The 17,911-nt window shown below is 68.8% G+C and carries 13 protein-coding genes and 1 pseudogene; 7 read left to right on the forward strand and 7 right to left on the reverse strand.

Features of this window, described 5'->3' with window-relative positions; genetic code table 11:
* Positions 1 to 86: 86 nt before the first annotated feature.
* From LRS03_RS26970 to LRS03_RS24800, 3 genes are all read left to right on the forward strand, one after another.
* A complete protein-coding gene (locus LRS03_RS26970; RefSeq protein WP_374685079.1) occupies positions 87 to 2,180 on the forward strand; it encodes a HAMP domain-containing protein in 2,094 nt (697 codons plus the stop codon).
* The gene (locus LRS03_RS24795) at positions 2,144 to 6,364 is read left to right on the forward strand and encodes a HAMP domain-containing protein (RefSeq protein ID WP_374685080.1); all 4,221 of its coding nucleotides are present in this window, start codon (positions 2,144 to 2,146) and stop codon (positions 6,362 to 6,364) included. The genes LRS03_RS26970 and LRS03_RS24795 overlap by 37 nt, the downstream gene beginning before the upstream one ends.
* Before the next feature lie 135 nt (positions 6,365 to 6,499).
* Complete coding sequence (locus tag LRS03_RS24800) at positions 6,500 to 8,569, forward strand: response regulator (protein WP_257828907.1); 2,070 nt, start codon at positions 6,500 to 6,502, stop codon at positions 8,567 to 8,569.
* 27 nt (positions 8,570 to 8,596) lie between these two features.
* Here LRS03_RS24800 and LRS03_RS24805 read toward each other — a convergent pair whose 3' ends face one another.
* Genes LRS03_RS24805 through LRS03_RS24815 form a run of 3 tightly spaced genes read right to left on the reverse strand, consistent with a single transcriptional unit; the run spans position 8,597 to position 10,869 of the window.
* Positions 8,597 to 8,980: a GGDEF domain-containing protein gene (locus LRS03_RS24805; RefSeq protein WP_257828909.1), complete on the reverse strand. Its 384-nt coding sequence runs from the start codon at positions 8,978 to 8,980 to the stop codon at positions 8,597 to 8,599.
* Entirely contained in the window at positions 8,862 to 9,725 is an 864-nt protein-coding gene (locus LRS03_RS24810; RefSeq protein ID WP_257828910.1) for a GGDEF domain-containing protein, read from the reverse strand. Before LRS03_RS24810 ends, LRS03_RS24805 begins: the two co-directional genes overlap by 119 nt.
* A 10-nt stretch (positions 9,726 to 9,735) precedes the next feature.
* Positions 9,736 to 10,869 carry a GGDEF domain-containing protein gene (locus LRS03_RS24815; RefSeq protein WP_257828912.1) on the reverse strand — a complete coding sequence of 378 codons (1,134 nt, stop codon included), beginning with the start codon at positions 10,867 to 10,869 and terminating at the stop codon, positions 9,736 to 9,738.
* A gap of 193 nt (positions 10,870 to 11,062) precedes the next feature.
* On the opposite strand from LRS03_RS24815, the gene LRS03_RS24820 reads away from it, so the two are divergent.
* From LRS03_RS24820 to LRS03_RS24830, 3 genes are all read left to right on the forward strand, one after another.
* Complete coding sequence (locus LRS03_RS24820; protein ID WP_257828914.1) at positions 11,063 to 11,692, forward strand: Spy/CpxP family protein refolding chaperone; 630 nt, start codon at positions 11,063 to 11,065, stop codon at positions 11,690 to 11,692.
* 90 nt (positions 11,693 to 11,782) lie between these two features.
* Positions 11,783 to 12,496 (forward strand): response regulator, encoded by a 714-nt coding sequence (locus LRS03_RS24825; protein WP_257828915.1) that lies wholly within the window; start codon positions 11,783 to 11,785, stop codon positions 12,494 to 12,496.
* The gene (locus LRS03_RS24830) at positions 12,493 to 13,833 is read left to right on the forward strand and encodes a sensor histidine kinase (protein ID WP_257828917.1); all 1,341 of its coding nucleotides are present in this window, start codon (positions 12,493 to 12,495) and stop codon (positions 13,831 to 13,833) included. Before LRS03_RS24825 ends, LRS03_RS24830 begins: the two co-directional genes overlap by 4 nt.
* Here LRS03_RS24830 and LRS03_RS24835 read toward each other — a convergent pair.
* From LRS03_RS24835 to LRS03_RS24845, 3 genes and pseudogenes are all read right to left on the reverse strand, one after another.
* A complete protein-coding gene (locus LRS03_RS24835) occupies positions 13,830 to 15,221 on the reverse strand; it encodes an MATE family efflux transporter (protein WP_257828919.1) in 1,392 nt (463 codons plus the stop codon). The genes LRS03_RS24830 and LRS03_RS24835 overlap by 4 nt on opposite strands.
* On the reverse strand, positions 15,218 to 15,655 hold the full coding sequence (locus LRS03_RS24840) for a DUF3717 domain-containing protein (protein ID WP_257828921.1): 438 nt from the start codon (positions 15,653 to 15,655) through the stop codon (positions 15,218 to 15,220). Before LRS03_RS24840 ends, LRS03_RS24835 begins: the two co-directional genes overlap by 4 nt.
* 14 nt (positions 15,656 to 15,669) lie before the next feature.
* A pseudogene (locus tag LRS03_RS24845) lies at positions 15,670 to 16,966 on the reverse strand (tryptophan--tRNA ligase).
* Between the two features lie 79 nt (positions 16,967 to 17,045).
* Here LRS03_RS24845 and purN point away from each other — a divergent pair.
* Positions 17,046 to 17,669, forward strand: a complete 624-nt coding sequence (gene purN / locus LRS03_RS24850) for a phosphoribosylglycinamide formyltransferase (protein WP_257828922.1) — start codon at positions 17,046 to 17,048, stop codon at positions 17,667 to 17,669.
* Here the strand turns inward: purN and LRS03_RS24855 are convergent.
* Complete coding sequence (locus LRS03_RS24855) at positions 17,666 to 17,902, reverse strand: DUF1653 domain-containing protein (RefSeq protein ID WP_257828924.1); 237 nt, start codon at positions 17,900 to 17,902, stop codon at positions 17,666 to 17,668. The two genes, purN and LRS03_RS24855, sit on opposite strands and share 4 nt — an antisense overlap.
* Positions 17,903 to 17,911: the final 9 nt, after the last annotated feature.

Consider the following 17,911-nt stretch of genomic DNA (forward strand, 5'->3'; position numbering starts at 1 on the left):
GGTGCGCAGACGCGCCCCCGCCCTGCTGAAAGCCACCGCTCATGAAAGTCCTCGACGACGCAGCAATCGCTGTTCCCGACCAAGCCATGGCCGTCCTGCTCAACGCTCTGACGCAGCTGCGACGGGGTGACTCCAGCGCCCGCTTGCCGCTGCACTGGGACGGTGTGGCCGGCCGGGTGGCCGACGTGTTCAATGACCTGGTCGACCAGAACGCCGCCCTCGCGGCCGAGCTGAACCGTCTGCGCCAGGTGGTGGGCAAGGAAGGCAAGCTCAAGCAGCGGGCTTCGCTGCCCGATGCGCGCGGCTTCTGGGGTGAATCGGTCAACTGCATCAATGCGCTGATCGACGATCTGGTGCACCCCACTTCCGAAGTGGCCCGCGTGATCGGTGCGGTGGCCCAAGGCGACCTTTCCAAGAGCATGGCCCTCGAAGTGGAAGGGCGCGAGCTCGAAGGCGAGTTCCTGCGCACCGCCAAGACCATCAACAAGATGGTCGACCAGCTCTCCAACTTCTCGGCCGAGGTGACGCGCGTGGCGCGCGAAGTGGGCACCGAAGGCAAGCTCGGCGGCCAGGCCAAGGTGAAGGGCGTGGCGGGCACCTGGAAGGACCTGACCGACTCGGTGAACTCGATGGCCGGCAACCTGACCGACCAGGTGCGCAACATCGCCGACGTGACCACCGCGGTGGCCAAGGGCGACCTCTCGAAGAAGATTGACGTCGACGTGAAGGGCGAGTTCCTCACGCTCAAGAACACCATCAACACCATGGTGGACCAGCTGCGCTCCTTCGCATCGGAAGTGACGCGGGTGGCGCGCGAGGTGGGCACCGAGGGCATCCTCGGCGGCCAGGCGCGGGTGGAGGGCGTCTCGGGCACCTGGAAGGATCTGACCGACTCGGTGAACTCGATGGCCGGCAACCTGACCTCTCAGGTGCGCAACATCGCCGACGTGACCAAGGCAGTGGCCGCCGGCGACCTCTCGAAGAAGATCACCGTCGACGGCAAGGGCGAGATCCTCGAACTCAAGAGCACCGTCAATACGCTGGTGGACCAGCTGCGATCCTTCGCCGCCGAAGTGACGCGCGTGGCGCGTGAGGTGGGCACCGAAGGCAAGCTCGGCGGCCAGGCCGACGTGCAAGGCGTGGCCGGCACGTGGAAGGACCTCACCGAATCGGTGAACTTCATGGCCGGCAACCTGACCTCTCAGGTGCGCAACATCGCCGACGTGACCAAGGCGGTGGCGGCCGGCGACCTCTCCAAGAAGATCACCGTGGACGTGAAGGGCGAGATCTCCGAGCTGAAGACCACCATCAACACCATGGTGGACCAGCTGCGGTCATTCGCGGCCGAAGTGACCCGCGTGGCGCGCGAAGTGGGCACCGAGGGCAAGCTCGGCGGCCAGGCCGACGTGCAAGGTGTTGCCGGCACCTGGAAGGACCTCACCGACAGCGTGAACTTCATGGCCGGCAACCTGACCTCTCAGGTGCGCAACATTGCCGACGTGACCAAGGCGGTGGCCGCCGGTGACCTGTCCAAGAAGATCACGGTGGACGTGAAAGGCGAGATCTCGGAACTGAAGAACACCATCAACACCATGGTGGACCAGCTCTCCTCGTTCGCCGCCGAAGTGACCCGTGTGGCCCGCGAGGTCGGCACCGAAGGCCGCCTCGGCGGCCAGGCGGAAGTGAAGGGTGTCTCGGGCACCTGGAAGGACCTGACCGACTCGGTCAACTCGATGGCCGGCAACCTGACCTCGCAGGTGCGCAACATTGCCGACGTGACGAAGGCGGTGGCGGCGGGTGACCTCTCCAAGAAGATCACGGTGGACGTGAAGGGCGAGATCCTCGACCTCAAGGCCACGATCAACACCATGGTGGACCAGCTCCGATCCTTCGCCGCCGAAGTGACGCGGGTCGCGCGTGAGGTGGGCACCGAAGGCAAGCTCGGCGGCCAGGCCGACGTGCAGGGCGTGGCCGGCACCTGGAAGGACCTCACCGAGTCGGTGAACTCCATGGCCGGCAACCTGACGAGCCAGGTGCGCAACATCGCCGAGGTGACAACCGCGGTGGCGGCAGGCGACCTCTCCAAGAAGATCACGGTGGACGTGAAGGGCGAGATTTCGGGCTCAAGAACACCATCAACACCATGGTGGACCAGCTCTCCTCCTTTGCCGCCGAAGTGACCCGCGTGGCCCGCGAGGTGGGCACCGAAGGCAAGCTCGGTGGCCAGGCCGACGTGCAGGGCGTGGCCGGCACCTGGAAGGACCTGACCGAGTCGGTCAACTTCATGGCCGGCAACCTGACCTCGCAGGTGCGCAACATCGCCGACGTGACCAAGGCGGTGGCGGCCGGCGACCTCTCCAAGAAGATCACGGTGGACGTGAAGGGCGAGATCCTGGAGCTGAAGAACACCGTGAACACCATGGTGGACCAGCTCCGATCGTTCGCCGCGGAAGTGACGCGCGTGGCGCGCGAAGTGGGCACCGAAGGCAAGCTCGGCGGCCAGGCCGACGTGCAAGGCGTGGCCGGCACCTGGAAGGACCTGACCGAATCGGTGAACTTCATGGCCGGCAACCTGACCTCGCAGGTGCGCAACATCGCCGAAGTGACAAAAGCGGTGGCCGCGGGCGACCTCTCGAAGAAGATCTCGGTCGACGTGAAGGGCGAGATCTCGGAACTGAAGAACACCATCAACACCATGGTGGACCAGCTGCGGTCCTTCGCCGCCGAAGTGACGCGGGTGGCGCGCGAGGTGGGCACCGAAGGCAAGCTCGGTGGCCAGGCCGACGTGCAGGGCGTGGCCGGCACCTGGAAGGACCTCACCGACAGCGTGAACCTGATGGCCTCGAACCTCACGAGCCAGGTGCGCAACATTGCCGACGTGACCAAGGCGGTGGCCGCCGGCGACCTGTCCAAGAAGATCACGGTCGACGTGAAAGGCGAGATCCTGGAGCTGAAGGCCACCATCAACACCATGGTGGACCAGCTCTCCTCCTTCGCGTCGGAAGTGACGCGTGTGGCGCGTGAGGTCGGCACCGAAGGTCGCCTCGGCGGCCAGGCGCAGGTGCGCGATGTGTCGGGCACCTGGAAGGACCTGACGGAGAACGTGAACTTCATGGCCGGCAACCTGACCGGCCAGGTGCGCGGCATTGCCAAGGTGGTGACCGCCGTGGCCAACGGCGACCTGAAGCAGAAGCTGACGGTGGAGGCCAAGGGCGAGATCGCGGCGCTCGCCGAGACCATCAACTCGATGACCGACACGCTCGCCACCTTCGCCGACCAGGTGACCACCGTGGCGCGCGAGGTGGGCGTGGACGGCAAGCTCGGCGGCCAGGCCAAGGTGCCGGGCGCGTCCGGCACGTGGAAGGGCCTGACCGAAAACGTGAACCAGCTCGCCGCCAACCTCACCACGCAGGTGCGCGCGATTGCCGAGGTGGCGACCGCGGTGACGCAGGGCGACCTCACGCGTTCCATCACGGTGAAGGCGCAGGGCGAGGTGGCCGCGCTCAAGGACACCATCAACGAGATGATCCGCAACCTGAAGGACACCACGCAGAAGAACACCGAGCAGGACTGGCTGAAGACCAACCTCGCGAAGTTCAGCCGCATGCTGCAGGGCCAGAAGGACCTGCTCACCGTCGGCCAGCTGATCCTCTCCGAGCTGGCGCCGGTGGTGGGCGCGCAGCAGGCCGAGTTCTACGTGCTGACCGGCAGCGCTGCGGCCACCAAGCTCAAGCTCTTCGGCAGCTATGCGTCGGGCGGCCAGGAGTCGCATGGCCGAGAGGTCGAGCTGGGCCAGGGCCTGGTCGGCCAGTGCGCGATCGAGAAACGCAAGATCCTCCTGACCAACGTGCCGAGCCAGGCCTTCCGGATTGCCACCGGCCTGTCGGAGTCGGCGGCGATGGACGTGCTGGTGCTGCCCATCGTGTTCGAAGGCGAGGTGCGCGGCGTGCTGGAGCTGGCGTCGCTCGAGCGCTTCAACCCGGCGCACCAGGCCTTCCTCGACCAGCTGACCGAATCCATCGGCATCGTGATCAACACGATCAGCGCCAACATGCGCACCGAAGACCTGCTGAAGCAATCTCAGTCGCTCGCCGAGGAGTTGCAAAGCCGACAGCAGGAATTGCAGCAGACCAACGAGGAACTGCAGGAGAAGGCCCGCCTGCTGGTGCACCAGAACCAGGAGGTGGAGCGCAAGAACCAGGAGGTCGAGCAGGCCCGCCAGGCGCTCGAAGAAAAGGCCGAGCAGCTCGCGCTGACGTCGAAGTACAAGTCGGAGTTCCTGGCCAACATGTCGCACGAGCTGCGCACGCCGCTCAACTCGCTGCTCATCTTGAGCGACCAGCTGTGCAAGAACGCCGAGGGCAATCTCACCAACAAGCAGGTGGAGTTCGCCAAGACCATCCACCTCTCGGGCAACGACCTGCTGGCGCTCATCAACGACATCCTCGACCTCTCCAAGATCGAGTCGGGAACCGTGGTGGTCGACGTGAGCGAACTGCGGCTGGAGGACCTGCAGCGCAGCGTGGACCGCAGCTTCCGCCACGTGGCCGAGAGCAAGCACGTCGAGTTCGAGATCCTCGCGCACCCGCCGCTGCCCAAGAGCGTGGTCACCGACGTCAAGCGCCTGCAGCAGATCATCAAGAACCTGCTGTCCAACGCGTTCAAGTTCACCCACCAGGGCTCGGTGCGGCTCTCGCTGTCGGTGGCCGAGAGCGGCTGGTCGCGCGACAACGAAGACCTCAACCGCGCCACCCAGGTGCTGGCCTTCGCGGTGACCGACACCGGCATCGGCATCTCGTCGGACAAGCAGCAGATCATCTTCGAGGCCTTCCAGCAGGCCGACGGCTCCACCAGCCGCAAGTACGGCGGCACGGGCCTGGGCCTTGCGATCAGCCGCGAGCTGGCGCGTCTGCTGGGTGGCGAGATCAGGCTCGTGAGCGCGCCCTCGCAGGGCAGCACCTTCACGCTCTACCTGCCGCAGAGCTACAGCCCGACGCGCAGCCCGCGCCACGGCCGCCCGGTGCTGCCGGCGCAAGACGTGGTGGCGCGCGACCTGCCCGCCGCACCGCCGGCGGCACTGCCGGCGCCGGTGCAGCGCGTGGTGATGGGCCCTCAACCCGGCAGCGACGACCTGCGCGACCCCGAGGCCCAGGCGGCCGCCAACCCGGCCAACGACGACCGCAACGACATCCTGCTCGGCGACAAGGTGCTGCTGATCGTCGAAAACGATCTGTCCTTCGCGCAGGTGCTGTTGCAGGCCGCGCGACGCGTCGGCTTCAAGGGCCTGGTGAGCACCAGCGGTGCGGGGGCGCTCGCGATGACGCGTGACTTCCAGCCGGCGGTGATCACGCTCGACATCTTCCTGCCCGACATGGCGGGATGGCGCATCCTCGAGCGGCTCAAGAGCGACCTCGCCACCCGCCACATCCCGGTCTGCGTGGTCTCGACCGATGACTCGCGCGAGCGGGCGCTGGCCTCGGGCGCGGTGGGCTTCCTCACCAAGCCGCTGCAGTCGGCCGATGAAGTGGAGCAGGCCCTCGGCCACCTCTACGAGTTCGCCGACCGGCGCAAGAAACGACTGATGGTGATGATGGCCGACACCCCGCTGCGCGCCAGCTACCTGCAGGCGCTCGACGCCGAGACCGACGTGGTGCAGCCCGAATCCGCCGCCGCGGCCCGGGTGCAGATGCGAAGCGGCAACATTGATTGCCTCATCACCGATGGCAGCGTGCCCGACTTCGGCCCCGAAGACGTGATCGAGGCGCTGGAGTCGCGCCCGCTCGCGCGCCAGATGCCCATCGTGCTGACCAGCGACGACGCGGCCGTCATGTCCGTCTGGGGCCGCGGCCACAGCGCCTTCGCGCTGCGCCGCGCGCCCACGCTGGAGCGCATGCTGGATGCGACCTCGCTCTTCCTGCACCGCGGCGAGGCCTCGTTCACGGAAGCGGAGCGCCGCTCGGTGCAGGCGGTGGTCGATGGCGACCGCACGCTCGTTGGCAAGAAGGTGCTGATCGTCGACGATGACATGCGCAACATCTTCGCGCTGGCCACCGTGCTCGATGCGCAGGGCATGGTGATCCTCTCGGCCGAGAACGGGCGCGACGCCATCCGGCTGGTGGAGAACGACCCCGAGATCGACGTCGTGCTCATGGACATCATGATGCCGGAGATGGACGGCATGGAGACCATGCGCCTGATGCGCAAGCTGCCGCGCGGCAAGGACCTCCCGCTGATCGCCGTGACCGCGAAGGCGATGAAGGGCGACCGCGAGAAGTGCATCGAGGCCGGGGCCTGGGACTACCTCTCCAAACCCGTTGACACGGCGTACCTGCTGGTGGTGCTGCGGGGGTGGCTGTGCCGCTGAACGACCTGTCCGCGTCGATGTCGCTGCCCGCCGAGGGCGAAGACAAGGTCAACATCCTCGTGGTGGACGACCTGCCCGAGAAGTTGCTCGTCTTCCGCACCGTGCTCGAAGAGTCTCGGGCAGGAACTCGTCTTCGTGCGCTCGGGCCGCGAGGCGCTGCGGGAGGTGCTGCAGCGCGAGTTCGCGGTGATCCTGCTCGACGTCAACATGCCCGACATCGACGGCTTCGAGACGGCCACGCTCATCCGCCAGTACAAGCGCTCGGTTGACACGCCGATCATCTTCATCACGTCGTACGCCGACGAGATGCAGACCGAGCGCGGCTACGCGCTGGGGGCGGTCGACTACATCCTCTCGCCGGTGGTGCCGCACATCCTGCGCAGCAAGGTGCGTGTCTTCGTGCGGCTCTTCGCGATGCAGCGCCAGCTGCGGCGGCAGGCCGATGCGCGGGCGGCGGTGGCGGCAGCCGAGGCTGCGCGCGTGGCGGCTGAAGACAGCGACCGCCGCTCCGCCTTTCTCGCCAGCGCGAGCCACGTGCTCAACAGCTCGCTGCAGGCGGCGGTAAGCCGGCGCGACCTGGCTCGCCTGCTCGTGCCCACGCTTGCGACCATGGCGGTGGTGGTGGGCAGCGACGACATCGACCGGCAGCCCGACGTGGTACTGGCGAGCGACGGCGAGGTGCGCGAGCTGCCCTGGCCGGCGCTCGACGGCAGCGTGCGCGTGGCCCTGCGCCGTGCCATCAAGGACCGCACCCGCGTCAACCTCGACGAGATGCTGCTCAGCGCGCTGGAAGAGGCGGTGCAGGAGCCCTCGGCTGCCGGCCCCGCGACGCGGCCGCGCGACGGGCGCCCCTGGCAGCGTGCCGCGGCCCTGCCGCTCATCAACGGTGACCGGCTTCTGGGCGCGCTCTTCGTCGCCAGCGACGGCAGCGATCACCTGGTCGACTGGCGTGTGCTCGACGACCTGGCCGCACGTGCCGCCGCGGCGCTGGAGAACGCCACGCTCTACGGCAGCCTGCAAAGCGAGATCGTCGAGCGGCGCGCCGCCGAGATGGAGCTGCAGGAGGCCGGCCGGCGGAAGGATGAATTCCTCGCGATGCTGTCGCACGAGCTGCGCAACCCGCTCGCGCCGGTGCGCACCGCGCTGGAGGTGATCCGCCGCATCGCGCCGCCCGACCCGAAGCTCAACCGCGCGTCCGAGATCATGGTGCGCCAGGTGCAGCAGATGACGCGCCTGATCGACGAGCTGCTCGATGTGGCGCGCATCAGCCAGGGCAAGATCGTGCTCACGCGCGAGAAGGTCGACCTGAATGCGGTGATCGCGCACAGCGTCGAGACGGCGCAGCCGCTCATCGACTCGCGCGGCCAGACCCTGCAGGTGGTGCCGCTGGCCGAGCCGGTGTGGTTGCAGGGCGACTTCGCGCGGCTGGCGCAGATCCTCTCGAACCTGCTCAACAACGCCTCGAAGTACAGCGAACGCGGCACCACCGTGGCCCTGCATGCGAGCCGCGACGGCTCGGGTGCGGTGATCCGGGTGCGCGACCAGGGCATCGGCATCGACGCGCACTTGCTGCCGCGCATCTTCGACCTCTTCACCCAGGGCGCTCGCGGTCTCGACCGCGCGCAGGGCGGGTTGGGCGTGGGCCTCACGCTCGCTCGACGCCTGGCCGAAATGCACGGCGGCCAGCTGCAGGCGGCAAGCGAGGGGGTGGGCAAGGGCTCCGAGTTCACGCTGCGCCTGCCCGGCGTGGGCCTGATCACGACGGGCGAGGCAGCCCCCGTGCCCCACGAACAGTCGGCACCACCGGCCTGCCGCGTGCTGGTCGTCGACGACAACCGCGATGCCGCGCAGAGCGTGGCGAGCTTCTTGGAGCTGAGCGGCCACGAGGTGCGCACGGCCGCCGATGGCGGCGAGGCGCTGGTGGCCGCCGAACTCTTCGCACCTGACGTGGTGGTGCTCGACATCGGCCTGCCGGTGCTCGACGGCTACGAGGTGGCGCGCCGCCTTCGCCAGACGTCCATCGGCAAGGCCGCGCTGCTGCTCGCGCTCACCGGCTACGGTCAGCGCGAAGACCGGCAGAACGCCGAAGCTGCCGGCTTCGACCACCACTTCGTGAAGCCGGCCGACCCGATGGTGCTGCTCAACTGCATCGACGGCTGGTTGCGCGACCGGGTGGAGTCGGCCGGCGAACGCAGCAGCGCCTGAGCGCGGGCGGTCGGCCCGCGGGCGTCGTCAATCGACCCGGGTGCAGTCGCGTCCGTCGCGCTTGGCGCGATAAAGCGCGTTGTCGGCGCGCTGCAGCAGCAGCTCCGGGGTTTCGCCGGGGCGATAGGCCGCGATGCCGCACGAGAAGGTGGCCGAGAAGCCGGGCGCCACGGCGCTCCAGTCGGCGGCTTTCAGGGCGGCGCGCATGCGCTCGATGGGCGTCTCGGCGGTGTCGAGGCCGGTGCTGGTCATCACCAGCAGGAACTCCTCGCCGCCGTAGCGGCCGAAGCGGTCAGCCTTGCGCGTGAGCTGCGACAAGGTGCTCGCGAAGATCTTGAGCGTCTTGTCGCCGGCGAGGTGGCCGAACTGGTCGTTGACGGCCTTGAAGCGGTCGAGGTCGAGGATGGCCACGCTCAGCGGCAGCTTGGAGCGTTCGGCCCGCTGCAGCCTCGTCGCGCAGCGCGGCGAAGAGGCTGCGGCGGTTCATCACGCCGGTCAGTTCGTCGTGATGGGCGAGCATGTCGACCTTGGCCGTGAGCTCGGCCAGCTCGCGACCGCGGGCCTTCAGGCGGCTCGTCATCTGGCGGTTGAAGCTGCCGATCAGCACGCAGCGCCACAGCGTGATCACGAAGAAGGTGAAGCTGATCACCTGCTCGGCGGTGTTGCTGCTGGGAATGTGCAGCGGCGTGCCGACGATTGCCAGCACGCTGGCCGCCGCCGCCCCGGCGATGGCCCAGGCGATGATCGAGCGCCGCACGTCGAGCGACAGCGTCAGCGTGCAGTACACGATGAAAAGCAGCAGCGCGAACATGAAGCTCACCTCGGGGACGAACGCCATGCAGGCGAGCTGCAGCGCCTGTGCCGGGATGGTCTGGTAGATGGTGATGCCGGTGTCGCGGAAGCGCTGCGTCCAGCCGCTGGCAATCAGCGTGTAGGTGACGGCGGTGATCAGCACGCCCGCGCCGGTGTAGGCGAGCACCGGCAGCCAGCCGATGGTGCCGGCAAAGTGGAAGGCCGTCAGCACCACCCCGTCGATCAGGTAGCTCATCAGGATGAGCCGCTGGTTGTTTAGGTGGTGGGCGAAGCGGCGGTCGGGCTTGGCGGCGCTGTCTTTCGGGGCCGCGGGCGGAGTCGTGCCGAGGGCGAGATCGCTCATGCTCGTGTCCTCACAGGGCGCGGCTGCAATTGCGGCCGTGGTGCTTGGCTTCGTAGAGACCGAGGTCGGCGCGGCCGAGCAGCACTTCGACCGTCTCGCTGCCGTTGTAGGTGGCGATGCCGGCCGAGAAGGTCACGCGCAGCTCCGGCGAGATGTCGCTCCAGTCGATCTTGGCGATGGCGCTGCGCATGCGCTCGATGGCCTGCAGGGCGGCGTCGGTCGACGTGTCGTTCAGGATGACCAGGAACTCCTCGCCGCCGTAGCGGCCGAAGCGGTCGGTGTTGCGGGCATGGCGTTGCACGGCGGTGGCGAAGCGGCGCAGCACTTCATCGCCGCACAGGTGGCCGAGCGTGTCGTTCACCGCCTTGAAGTGGTCGAGGTCGAGCAGGGCCACGCTTACCGGCACACCGTTGCGGTCGTGGCGGGCCAACTCCTCGCCGAGGAAATGCATCATGCGGCGGCGGTTGAGCGCGCCGGTCAGCTCGTCGTGGTGCGCCAGGCGCTCGATCTCGGCCAGCTTGGCCTGCATCTCGATGCCGCGCTCGCGCAGCAGGCGGTTGTTGTGGGTGTTGATCACGCTCAGGAACACGCAGCGACCAAGCGAGACCACGAAGAAGAGCAGCGACAGCCAGCGCTCCAGCGGCGTGCTGCCGGGCACCGTGAGCGGCCGGCCTTGCCCGAAGGTGAGCACGGCGAAGAGCAGCACCACCACGGCCAGCATCGCGTTGAGCCGGCGCTTGGGCATGCGGTAGGTCGACGTGAGCATCAGGATGAAGAGGATCAGCGCGTAGGCGAAGGCCAGCTGCGGAAACAGCGCGACGCCGGTCAGCGTCAACGCAGCATTCCCGTAAGCCTGCACTTTCGACATGCTGGGGTCCTGGGTCCGCTCGCTGGCGCCGGTGCTGATGAGGGCCACGCAGAGCGCCGACAGCAGCACCCCCGGCAGCCCGTAGCACACGCCCGCGCTCCAGTGCACGGTGCCGGCGAGCGCGAAGAGGCTCAGCAGCACGCCGTTGAGGACGTAGCTCGCCCCGATGACCGCGCACTCCACCATCCAGACCCGCCGCCGGGTGCGCGTGTGCGCATCGCCTTCGGCGCGGGGCTCGATGGCGGGTGCGTCGACGAGGAGGGCGGGGCTGGACATGGGCGGCTTGGCGTGGGGCTGGGCCTCAAACGAATGCATCGTCTCGCATATCGGCCCCCTGGTGCGGACACTTGAGCCGAAATTGTGCACGGCTGCACAGTTCACACATCTTTACCCCCTGGCCACGTGCAGTTCACCCCCGGCGCCCAGAGTGGCGGCATGGGCGATCGGCCCGATTTGCAGGAGAGATGCGATGTTCCAACGCAGGACACAGGCCCTGGCCTCGGAGGGGCGCCCGGCGCCCCGTGGCGTGAAGTTCGTGATGCTGGTGACGCTCTTGGCGGTGGGGGGCACGGTGGCGCTGTCGGCCTGGGCTCAGCCGGCCGGCCCGCAAGACGGCCCGCCGCACGCGCGCCATGGCATGCACCACGGCCCGCGCGGGGCGCATGGCGGCTTCGGCGGCCACAGGCTTTTCATGGCCTCGCCCGAGCACGCCGAGCGCGCCGTCGACCGTTACCTCAAGGGGGTGGACGCGAGCGAGGCGCAGCGCACCCAGGTCAAGCAGATCGTGCGGGCGGCGGCAGCCGACCTGAAGCCCATCCATGACACGGCGCGCGGCCTGCGCCGCCAGAGCCAGCAGCTGTTCGCAGCACCGGTGGTCGATGCGCGTGCCGTCGAGGCGACCCGGGTGCAACTGCTCGCGCAGCACGACCTGGCCAGCAAGCGCATCAGCCAGGCCATGCTCGAGATCAGCACCGTGCTGAGCCCCGAGCAGCGCGCCAAGCTGGCGGCACAGGCCCAGCAGCGTCAGGAGCGCATGAAAGAGCGCCTGCAGAACCGCACCCTGGAACGCCGCGGCGCGGCCAGCGCCCCCGTGCAATGAAGTCCGCCGGCTTGTGGTCTGATTCGGCCTCGGCCCCCCCAGGAGGCGCTCGTGCCTGTGCCGGGGGGTGTTTCGATGGATGCCGCTGTCATGAGTGCTCGCCTGTTGATGATCGATGACGATGCCCGCCTCTCGGCGATGGTGGGCGACTACCTGGGCAACGCCGGCTACAAGGTCGAGGTGGCCGGCTCACTGGCCGCAGGCCGCGAGCGCCTGGCCGCCGAGGCCTTCGACGCCTTGCTGCTCGACCTGATGCTGCCCGACGGCGACGGTCTCGACCTGTGCCGCGAATTGCGCGGCGACCCCCGCACGCGCAAGCTGCCGCTTCTGATGCTCACCGCCCGCGGCGAGCCGATGGACCGCATCGTCGGCCTCGAACTCGGCGCCGACGACTACCTGCCAAAGCCCTTCGAGCCGCGTGAGTTGCTGGCGCGCGTGAAGGCGCTGCTGCGCCGAGCGGCGCCCGACGACGCCCCCGACGAGGTGCTGCGCTTCGGGCGGCTGGAGATCGACCTCGGCGCCCGCGTGGCCCGCCTCGAAGGCAAGCCCTGCGACCTGACCAGTCACCAGTTCGACCTGCTGGTGGTGCTCGCGCAAAGCCCGGGCCGTGTGCTCTCGCGCGACCAGATCATGGACAGCCTGAAGGGTCACCCGCTCGAAGCCTTCGACCGCTCGATCGATGTGCACATCTCGCGCATCCGCGCGGTGATCGAAGACGACCCCAAGGCGCCCAAGCGCGTGCTGACGGTGCGTGGCGCAGGCTACGTGTTCGCGAAAAAGCAGGACGCCGACGCTGCGGAATGAGAACCCTCACGCTCCGGATCTACCTGACCGTCGTGGCGGTGCTGTTGCTGTTCGCCTTCGGCTCCGGCTGGCTGTTCCAGCGCCAGGTGCAGCGCGAACGGCAGCTCACCGAATCGGCCGTGTCCGAGCGCATGGGCGCGTGGGGCGACCTGATCCAGCGTGCGCTGCCGACGCCTGAGGCGCCGGTCGACGAGCAGGCAGCGGCCCTGGCCGAATGGTCGCAGCGCCTGCGTCTGCCCTTGGCGCTGGACGACCGGGCGGGGGTGCGCATCGCCACGTCCGAGTCCTTCGTGCGCCGTCAGTCCGAAGGCGGCGGCCGGCTGCATGCCGTGCCGCTCGACGACGGCCGCACGCTGTGGGTGCTGCGCATGGCGCCGGGAGCCCGCCTGCGCGCCATCACCGGGCAGGGTGGAGGCCCGAGAAGCGACGTGCTGCGCCCGTTGCCGCCGCCGCTGCTGCCCTTCATGCCGCCGGCCTGGCAGGGCTTCGGGCCTGTCGTGCTGCTGGTGCTGCTCTTCGTTGCGGTGGCGGCCGGCGCCTGGCCGGCGGTGCGCCACCTCACGCGCCGGCTGCAGGCCTTGAAGCAGGGTGTCGAGCAGTTCGGCGCCGGCCAGCTGCATCACCGGGTGGAGGTGAGCGGGCGCGACGAGGTGGCCGCGGTGGCGGCGAGCTTCAACCTTGCCGCCGAGCGCATCGAGAACCTGGTGCGCTCGCACCAGTCGCTCCTGGCCAATGCGAGCCACGAGCTGCGCTCGCCGCTGGCGCGCATGAAGATGGCGGTGCAGATGCTCGACGGCGCCTCGCCGCAGCAGTCGCAGCGCCTGAAGCACGAGATCGAGACCAACGTGGCCGGACTCGACGCGCTGGTCGAGGAGGTGTTGCTCGCGAGCCGGCTCGATGCCGTGCAGCGCGTCGACAAGCGCGACCCGGTCGACCTGCTGGCGCTTGCCGCGGAGGAGGGCTCGCGTGTGGACGCTGTGGTGGACGGCACTTCGGCCACCGTGGCCGGCGACGAGCGCCTGCTGCGCCGTGCCCTGCGCAACCTGCTGGAAAACGCGCGCCGTTATGGCGGTGGCGACATCAGCGTCAACGTCACGAGCGGCGGCAACCAGGCCACGGTGCAGGTGTGCGATCGCGGCCCGGGTGTGCCGCCAGCGCAGCGCGAGCGCATCTTCGAGCCCTTCTACCGGCTGCCGGGCCACGCTGAACAGGCGGGGGGTGTGGGCCTCGGACTGAGCCTCGTCAAGCAGATCGCCGAGCGCCACGGCGGCAGCGTGCGCTGCACCGACCGTGACGGTGGCGGCAGCTGCTTCGAGCTGGTGTTTCCGCGCGCCTAGCGGCCGCGCTTGTGGTGCAAGACCCAGGCCATCAGGGTGCACAGCCCGATGCCTGAGAGCACAAGGCCGGTGACCGAGGCGGCCCAGAAACCTCGCGCGCCGAGCAAGGGTTCGGGTGTCAGGCCGGTCAGGTTGAACGCGACCACGTAGCCGCCACCCAGGCCCACGCCCCACAGCGCCACGGCGTAAATGACCATCGGCGCGGTTGCCACGCGGTAGGCCCGCATGACGAACGATGCGATGGTCTGCGTGGCATCGGCCACGTGGAAGATCGCGACGAAGGCGAGCAGCGGCATCGCCGAGGCCACGATGACCGGGTTGTGGGTGTACGCATTGAGCACCGGCTCGCGCAGCAGATAGACCGTGGTGCCCAGCACGCCGGCGACGACGGCGCCGATCTGCAGGCCGTGCCAGCCGAGACGTCGCGCGTCGGCGTGCCGATCGGCGCCGATGCTCTGCGCGACGAGCGTGCTGGTGGCGTTGGCGATGCCCAGCGGCATCATGAACATCAGCGAGACCATGTTCGCCGCCAGCTGGTGGCCCGCCACCTCGGTGGTGCCGATGCGCGAGATGAAGATCGCCATGAAGGTGAAACCGGTCACCTCGATCAGGATCGACAGGCCCATCGGGATGCCCAGGCGCAGCAGCTCCTTGAGGCTTGGCCAGTGCGGCGGGTTGAGGCGCGTGACGTGCAGGCCGAAAGGCGCGTAGAACGGGTCGCGCCGCAGCACCCACCATGCGATGGCCAGCTGCGCCCACATGGCGATGGCGCTCGCGAGCCCGCAGCCGGCCGCGCCCATTGCGGGCAGGTTCCAGGCCGGCACGCCGTAGATCAGCAGCGCGTTGAGGGGTACCTTGAGCGCGAGCGCGCCGAGCTGCAGCGTCATCACCACCTTGGGCCGCGACACGGCGGTGTTGAAGCCGCGGAAGGCCTGGAAGATGAGCGAAGGCGGCAGGGCGAGCGCGAGATAGCCGAGGTAGGCCTGCACCTTGTCGGCGACTTCCGGTTTGGCCTGCGCGGCGAGCAGGAAGGGCGCCGGCATCAGCAGCAGCACACTGCCGAGCAGCGACAGGCCGAGTGCGACCCACACCGCCTGGTGCAGCTGGGCGCCGGCCTCGAGCGTTCTCTTCGCACCGTAGAGCTGGCCCGCGATCGGCCCGATGGCGAGCACCATGCCCATGAAGCCGACGAAGATGGTGATGTAGGCGGCCGACCCGACGGCGAGGGCGGCCAGGTCGAGTGCGGCGTAGCGGGCCACCATCACCGTGTCGACGGTGCTGAAGGCGAGCACCGCCACCTGGCCGACGAACACCGGCCAGGCCAGCGGCACGATGCGGCGTGCGCTGTCGAGCAGGCGGGTGCCGGGGTGGAGAAGGGCTGCCGTCAAGCAGCGCCCTCGGGGGCCGGGCTGGGCTGGGCGTCGGGCGCCCGTTCGCTGTAGCGGTTGAAGCGCCAGGCGGTGCCTTCGAAGGTGATGCGGCGCCAGGTCTGGCGCTTTTCCGAGGGGCTCATCACCGTCCAGTTCTGCACTTCGTCGAAGGTGCGGCCGCAGCCTTTGCAGACGTCGTCGCCCTGGCTCGTGGAGCAGATGGCGATGCAGGGCGCGTCGGGCGTGCTGGCGTACCAGGCGAGCCAGGCCTCATGGGCCTTGGGCGGCATGGAGTCTTCGTCGCACTCGGTCTCGTGGTAGTACACCATCAGCGCGTACACCTCGGCCAGCGCGAGCACCTCCTTGCAGGCGGTGATGCCGTCGGGCGAGGGCGAACGCTCGCGCCACCAGTTGATGGCGGCTTCGATGTCGGTGATGTGGATGCCGGCCACGACGGTTGCGCCGCTCAGGATTCGGCCTCGGCGAGGGTGCGCAGTGCGGCTTCGATGCGGTCGAGCGGCACCAGCACGTCGGTGGGCGCCTGCGAGAGCGCCGCCACGCCTTCGGCCTTCAGCCGCTTGATGAACTGGCCGGCCTCGCGGCCTTCGGCAAAGCCGCCGGCCTGCAACAGCAGGGTGCCATCGCCATCCTGCAGCTTGAGGTAGAAGCGGCCGTCCGGCTCGCGGTACTGCTTGAAGAGGGGCAGGGCCTGCTTGGTCGCGGTGGGCGCCTTCTGCCTGGTGGGCAGCGCCACCATCTTGCGCAGGCCGACGGCGGCGCGCAGTTCCTGCATCAGCGGCTGCGCGACCTTGCGGGCCTTGTCGGCACCCGCCATCAGCGCGTCTTCGACCTGCTCCGGGTGGGCCATCAACTCTTCGTAGCGGGCGCGCATCGGGCCCAGGTGCGACTCGATCAGCTCGACTGTGCGCTGTTTCGCATCGCCCCAGCCGAGGCCTGCACGCAGGTCGGTGCGCATCTGGGTGCGCTGCTGCGCCGTGGCGAAGGCGTCGTAGATGGTGACGAGCGAGCTGCTGTCAGGGTCCTTCGGCTCGCCGGGCAGGCGCGAGTCGGTGACGATGCGGGCGACGGCGTCCTTGAGGCCTTTCGCGCCGCCCTCGAAGAGCGGAATGGTGTTGTCGTAGCTCTTCGACATCTTGCGGCCGTCGAGCCCGGGCAGTGTGGCCACTTCTTCCTCGACCTCGGCGCTGGGCAGCACGAAGATCGCGGCCGTTGCCGAAGAGGTGGTTGAAGCGCTGGGCGACGTCGCGCGCCATCTCGATGTGCTGCACCTGGTCGCGGCCAACCGGCACCCGGTGGGCGTTGAAGAGCAGGATGTCGGCGGCCATCAGGATGGGGTAGCTGTAGAGGCCCATCGTGATGTTGGCGTCGGGGTCCTCGCCCGCGGCGACGTTGGCGTCGAGCGCGGCCTTGTAGGCGTGCGCCCGGTTCATCTGGCCCTTGGAGGTGACGCAGGTGAGCAGCCAGGTCAGCTCGGGCGTCTCGGGGATGTCGCTCTGGCGGTAGAAGGTGACGCGCTGGGTGTCGAGGCCGGCGGCGAGCCAGGTGGCGGCGATCTCCAGGCGCGAACGTTCGATGCGCGCCGGGTCGTCGCACTTGATGAGCGCGTGGTAGTCGGCGAGGAAGAAGAAGCTCTCGACGCCCGGCGCCTGGCTCGCGCGGATGGCAGGGCGGATGGCGCCGACGTAGTTGCCGAGGTGGGGCGTGCCGGTGGTGGTGATGCCGGTCAGGACGCGTTCAGTCATGGGTGTGTCTCGGTGGGGGACGCGATTGTAGTTTTCGGGGCATTCCCCCCGCCGGGCCGCCTCGTACACTGCCCGGCCCATGAAGAACATCGTGATATTGATATCCGGGCGGGGCTCCAACATGGAGGCCATCGTCCAGGCCTGTGCGACTGAAGGGTGGCCGGCGCGCATTGCGGCCGTCATCAGCAACCGGCCGGATGCAGCCGGGCTGCAGTTCGCCCAGGCGCGCGGGATCGCGACGGCGGTGGTCGACCACAAAGGCTTTGCCGATCGCGAGGCGTTCGACGCTGAACTGGCGCGCGCCGTGCACGGGTTCTCGCCCGATGTGGTGGTGCTGGCCGGCTTCATGCGCATCCTCACGCCCGGCTTCGTGAAGCAGTTCGAAGGCCGCATGCTCAATGTGCACCCGTCCCTGCTGCCGGCCTTTCCGGGTCTTGGCACGCACCAGCGCGCGATCGAGGCGGGGTGCAAGGTGGCAGGCGCAACGGTGCATTTCGTGACGCCCGAGCTGGACCACGGGCCCATCATTGCGCAGGCCGCGGTGGCGGTGCTCCCCGGCGACACCGAAGAGACGCTTGCGGCGCGTGTGCTGTCGCGCGAACACCTGCTGTACCCCAGGGCCGTGCGCTGGCTGGTGGAAGGGCTGCTGCGTGTCGACGCCGGCGTCGTGACGCAGATCAAGGGCGAGCCGCAGCTGCTCTAGGCGATTCGCGTGAAGCGCGGGTGGCGCACGCCGTCGATCTCGACGTCCTCGAAGAACATCGTGTGCGGCCGTACCCACAGGCCGCTCGTGTTGTAGAGCGGGCGGTAGACGACCAGCGGCTCCAGCGTCTCACTGTGGCGCGCGACGCCGATCACCTCGTACTCGTGGCCCTTGTAATGGCGGTAACGGCCGAGGGGCGTGTCGGGCAGGGGCTGAAGGTCGTCGGTGCTCATGGCACGCCA

It is taken from the genome of Rhizobacter sp. J219, from assembly GCF_024700055.1.
Lineage (GTDB): Bacteria > Pseudomonadota > Gammaproteobacteria > Burkholderiales > Burkholderiaceae_C > Rhizobacter.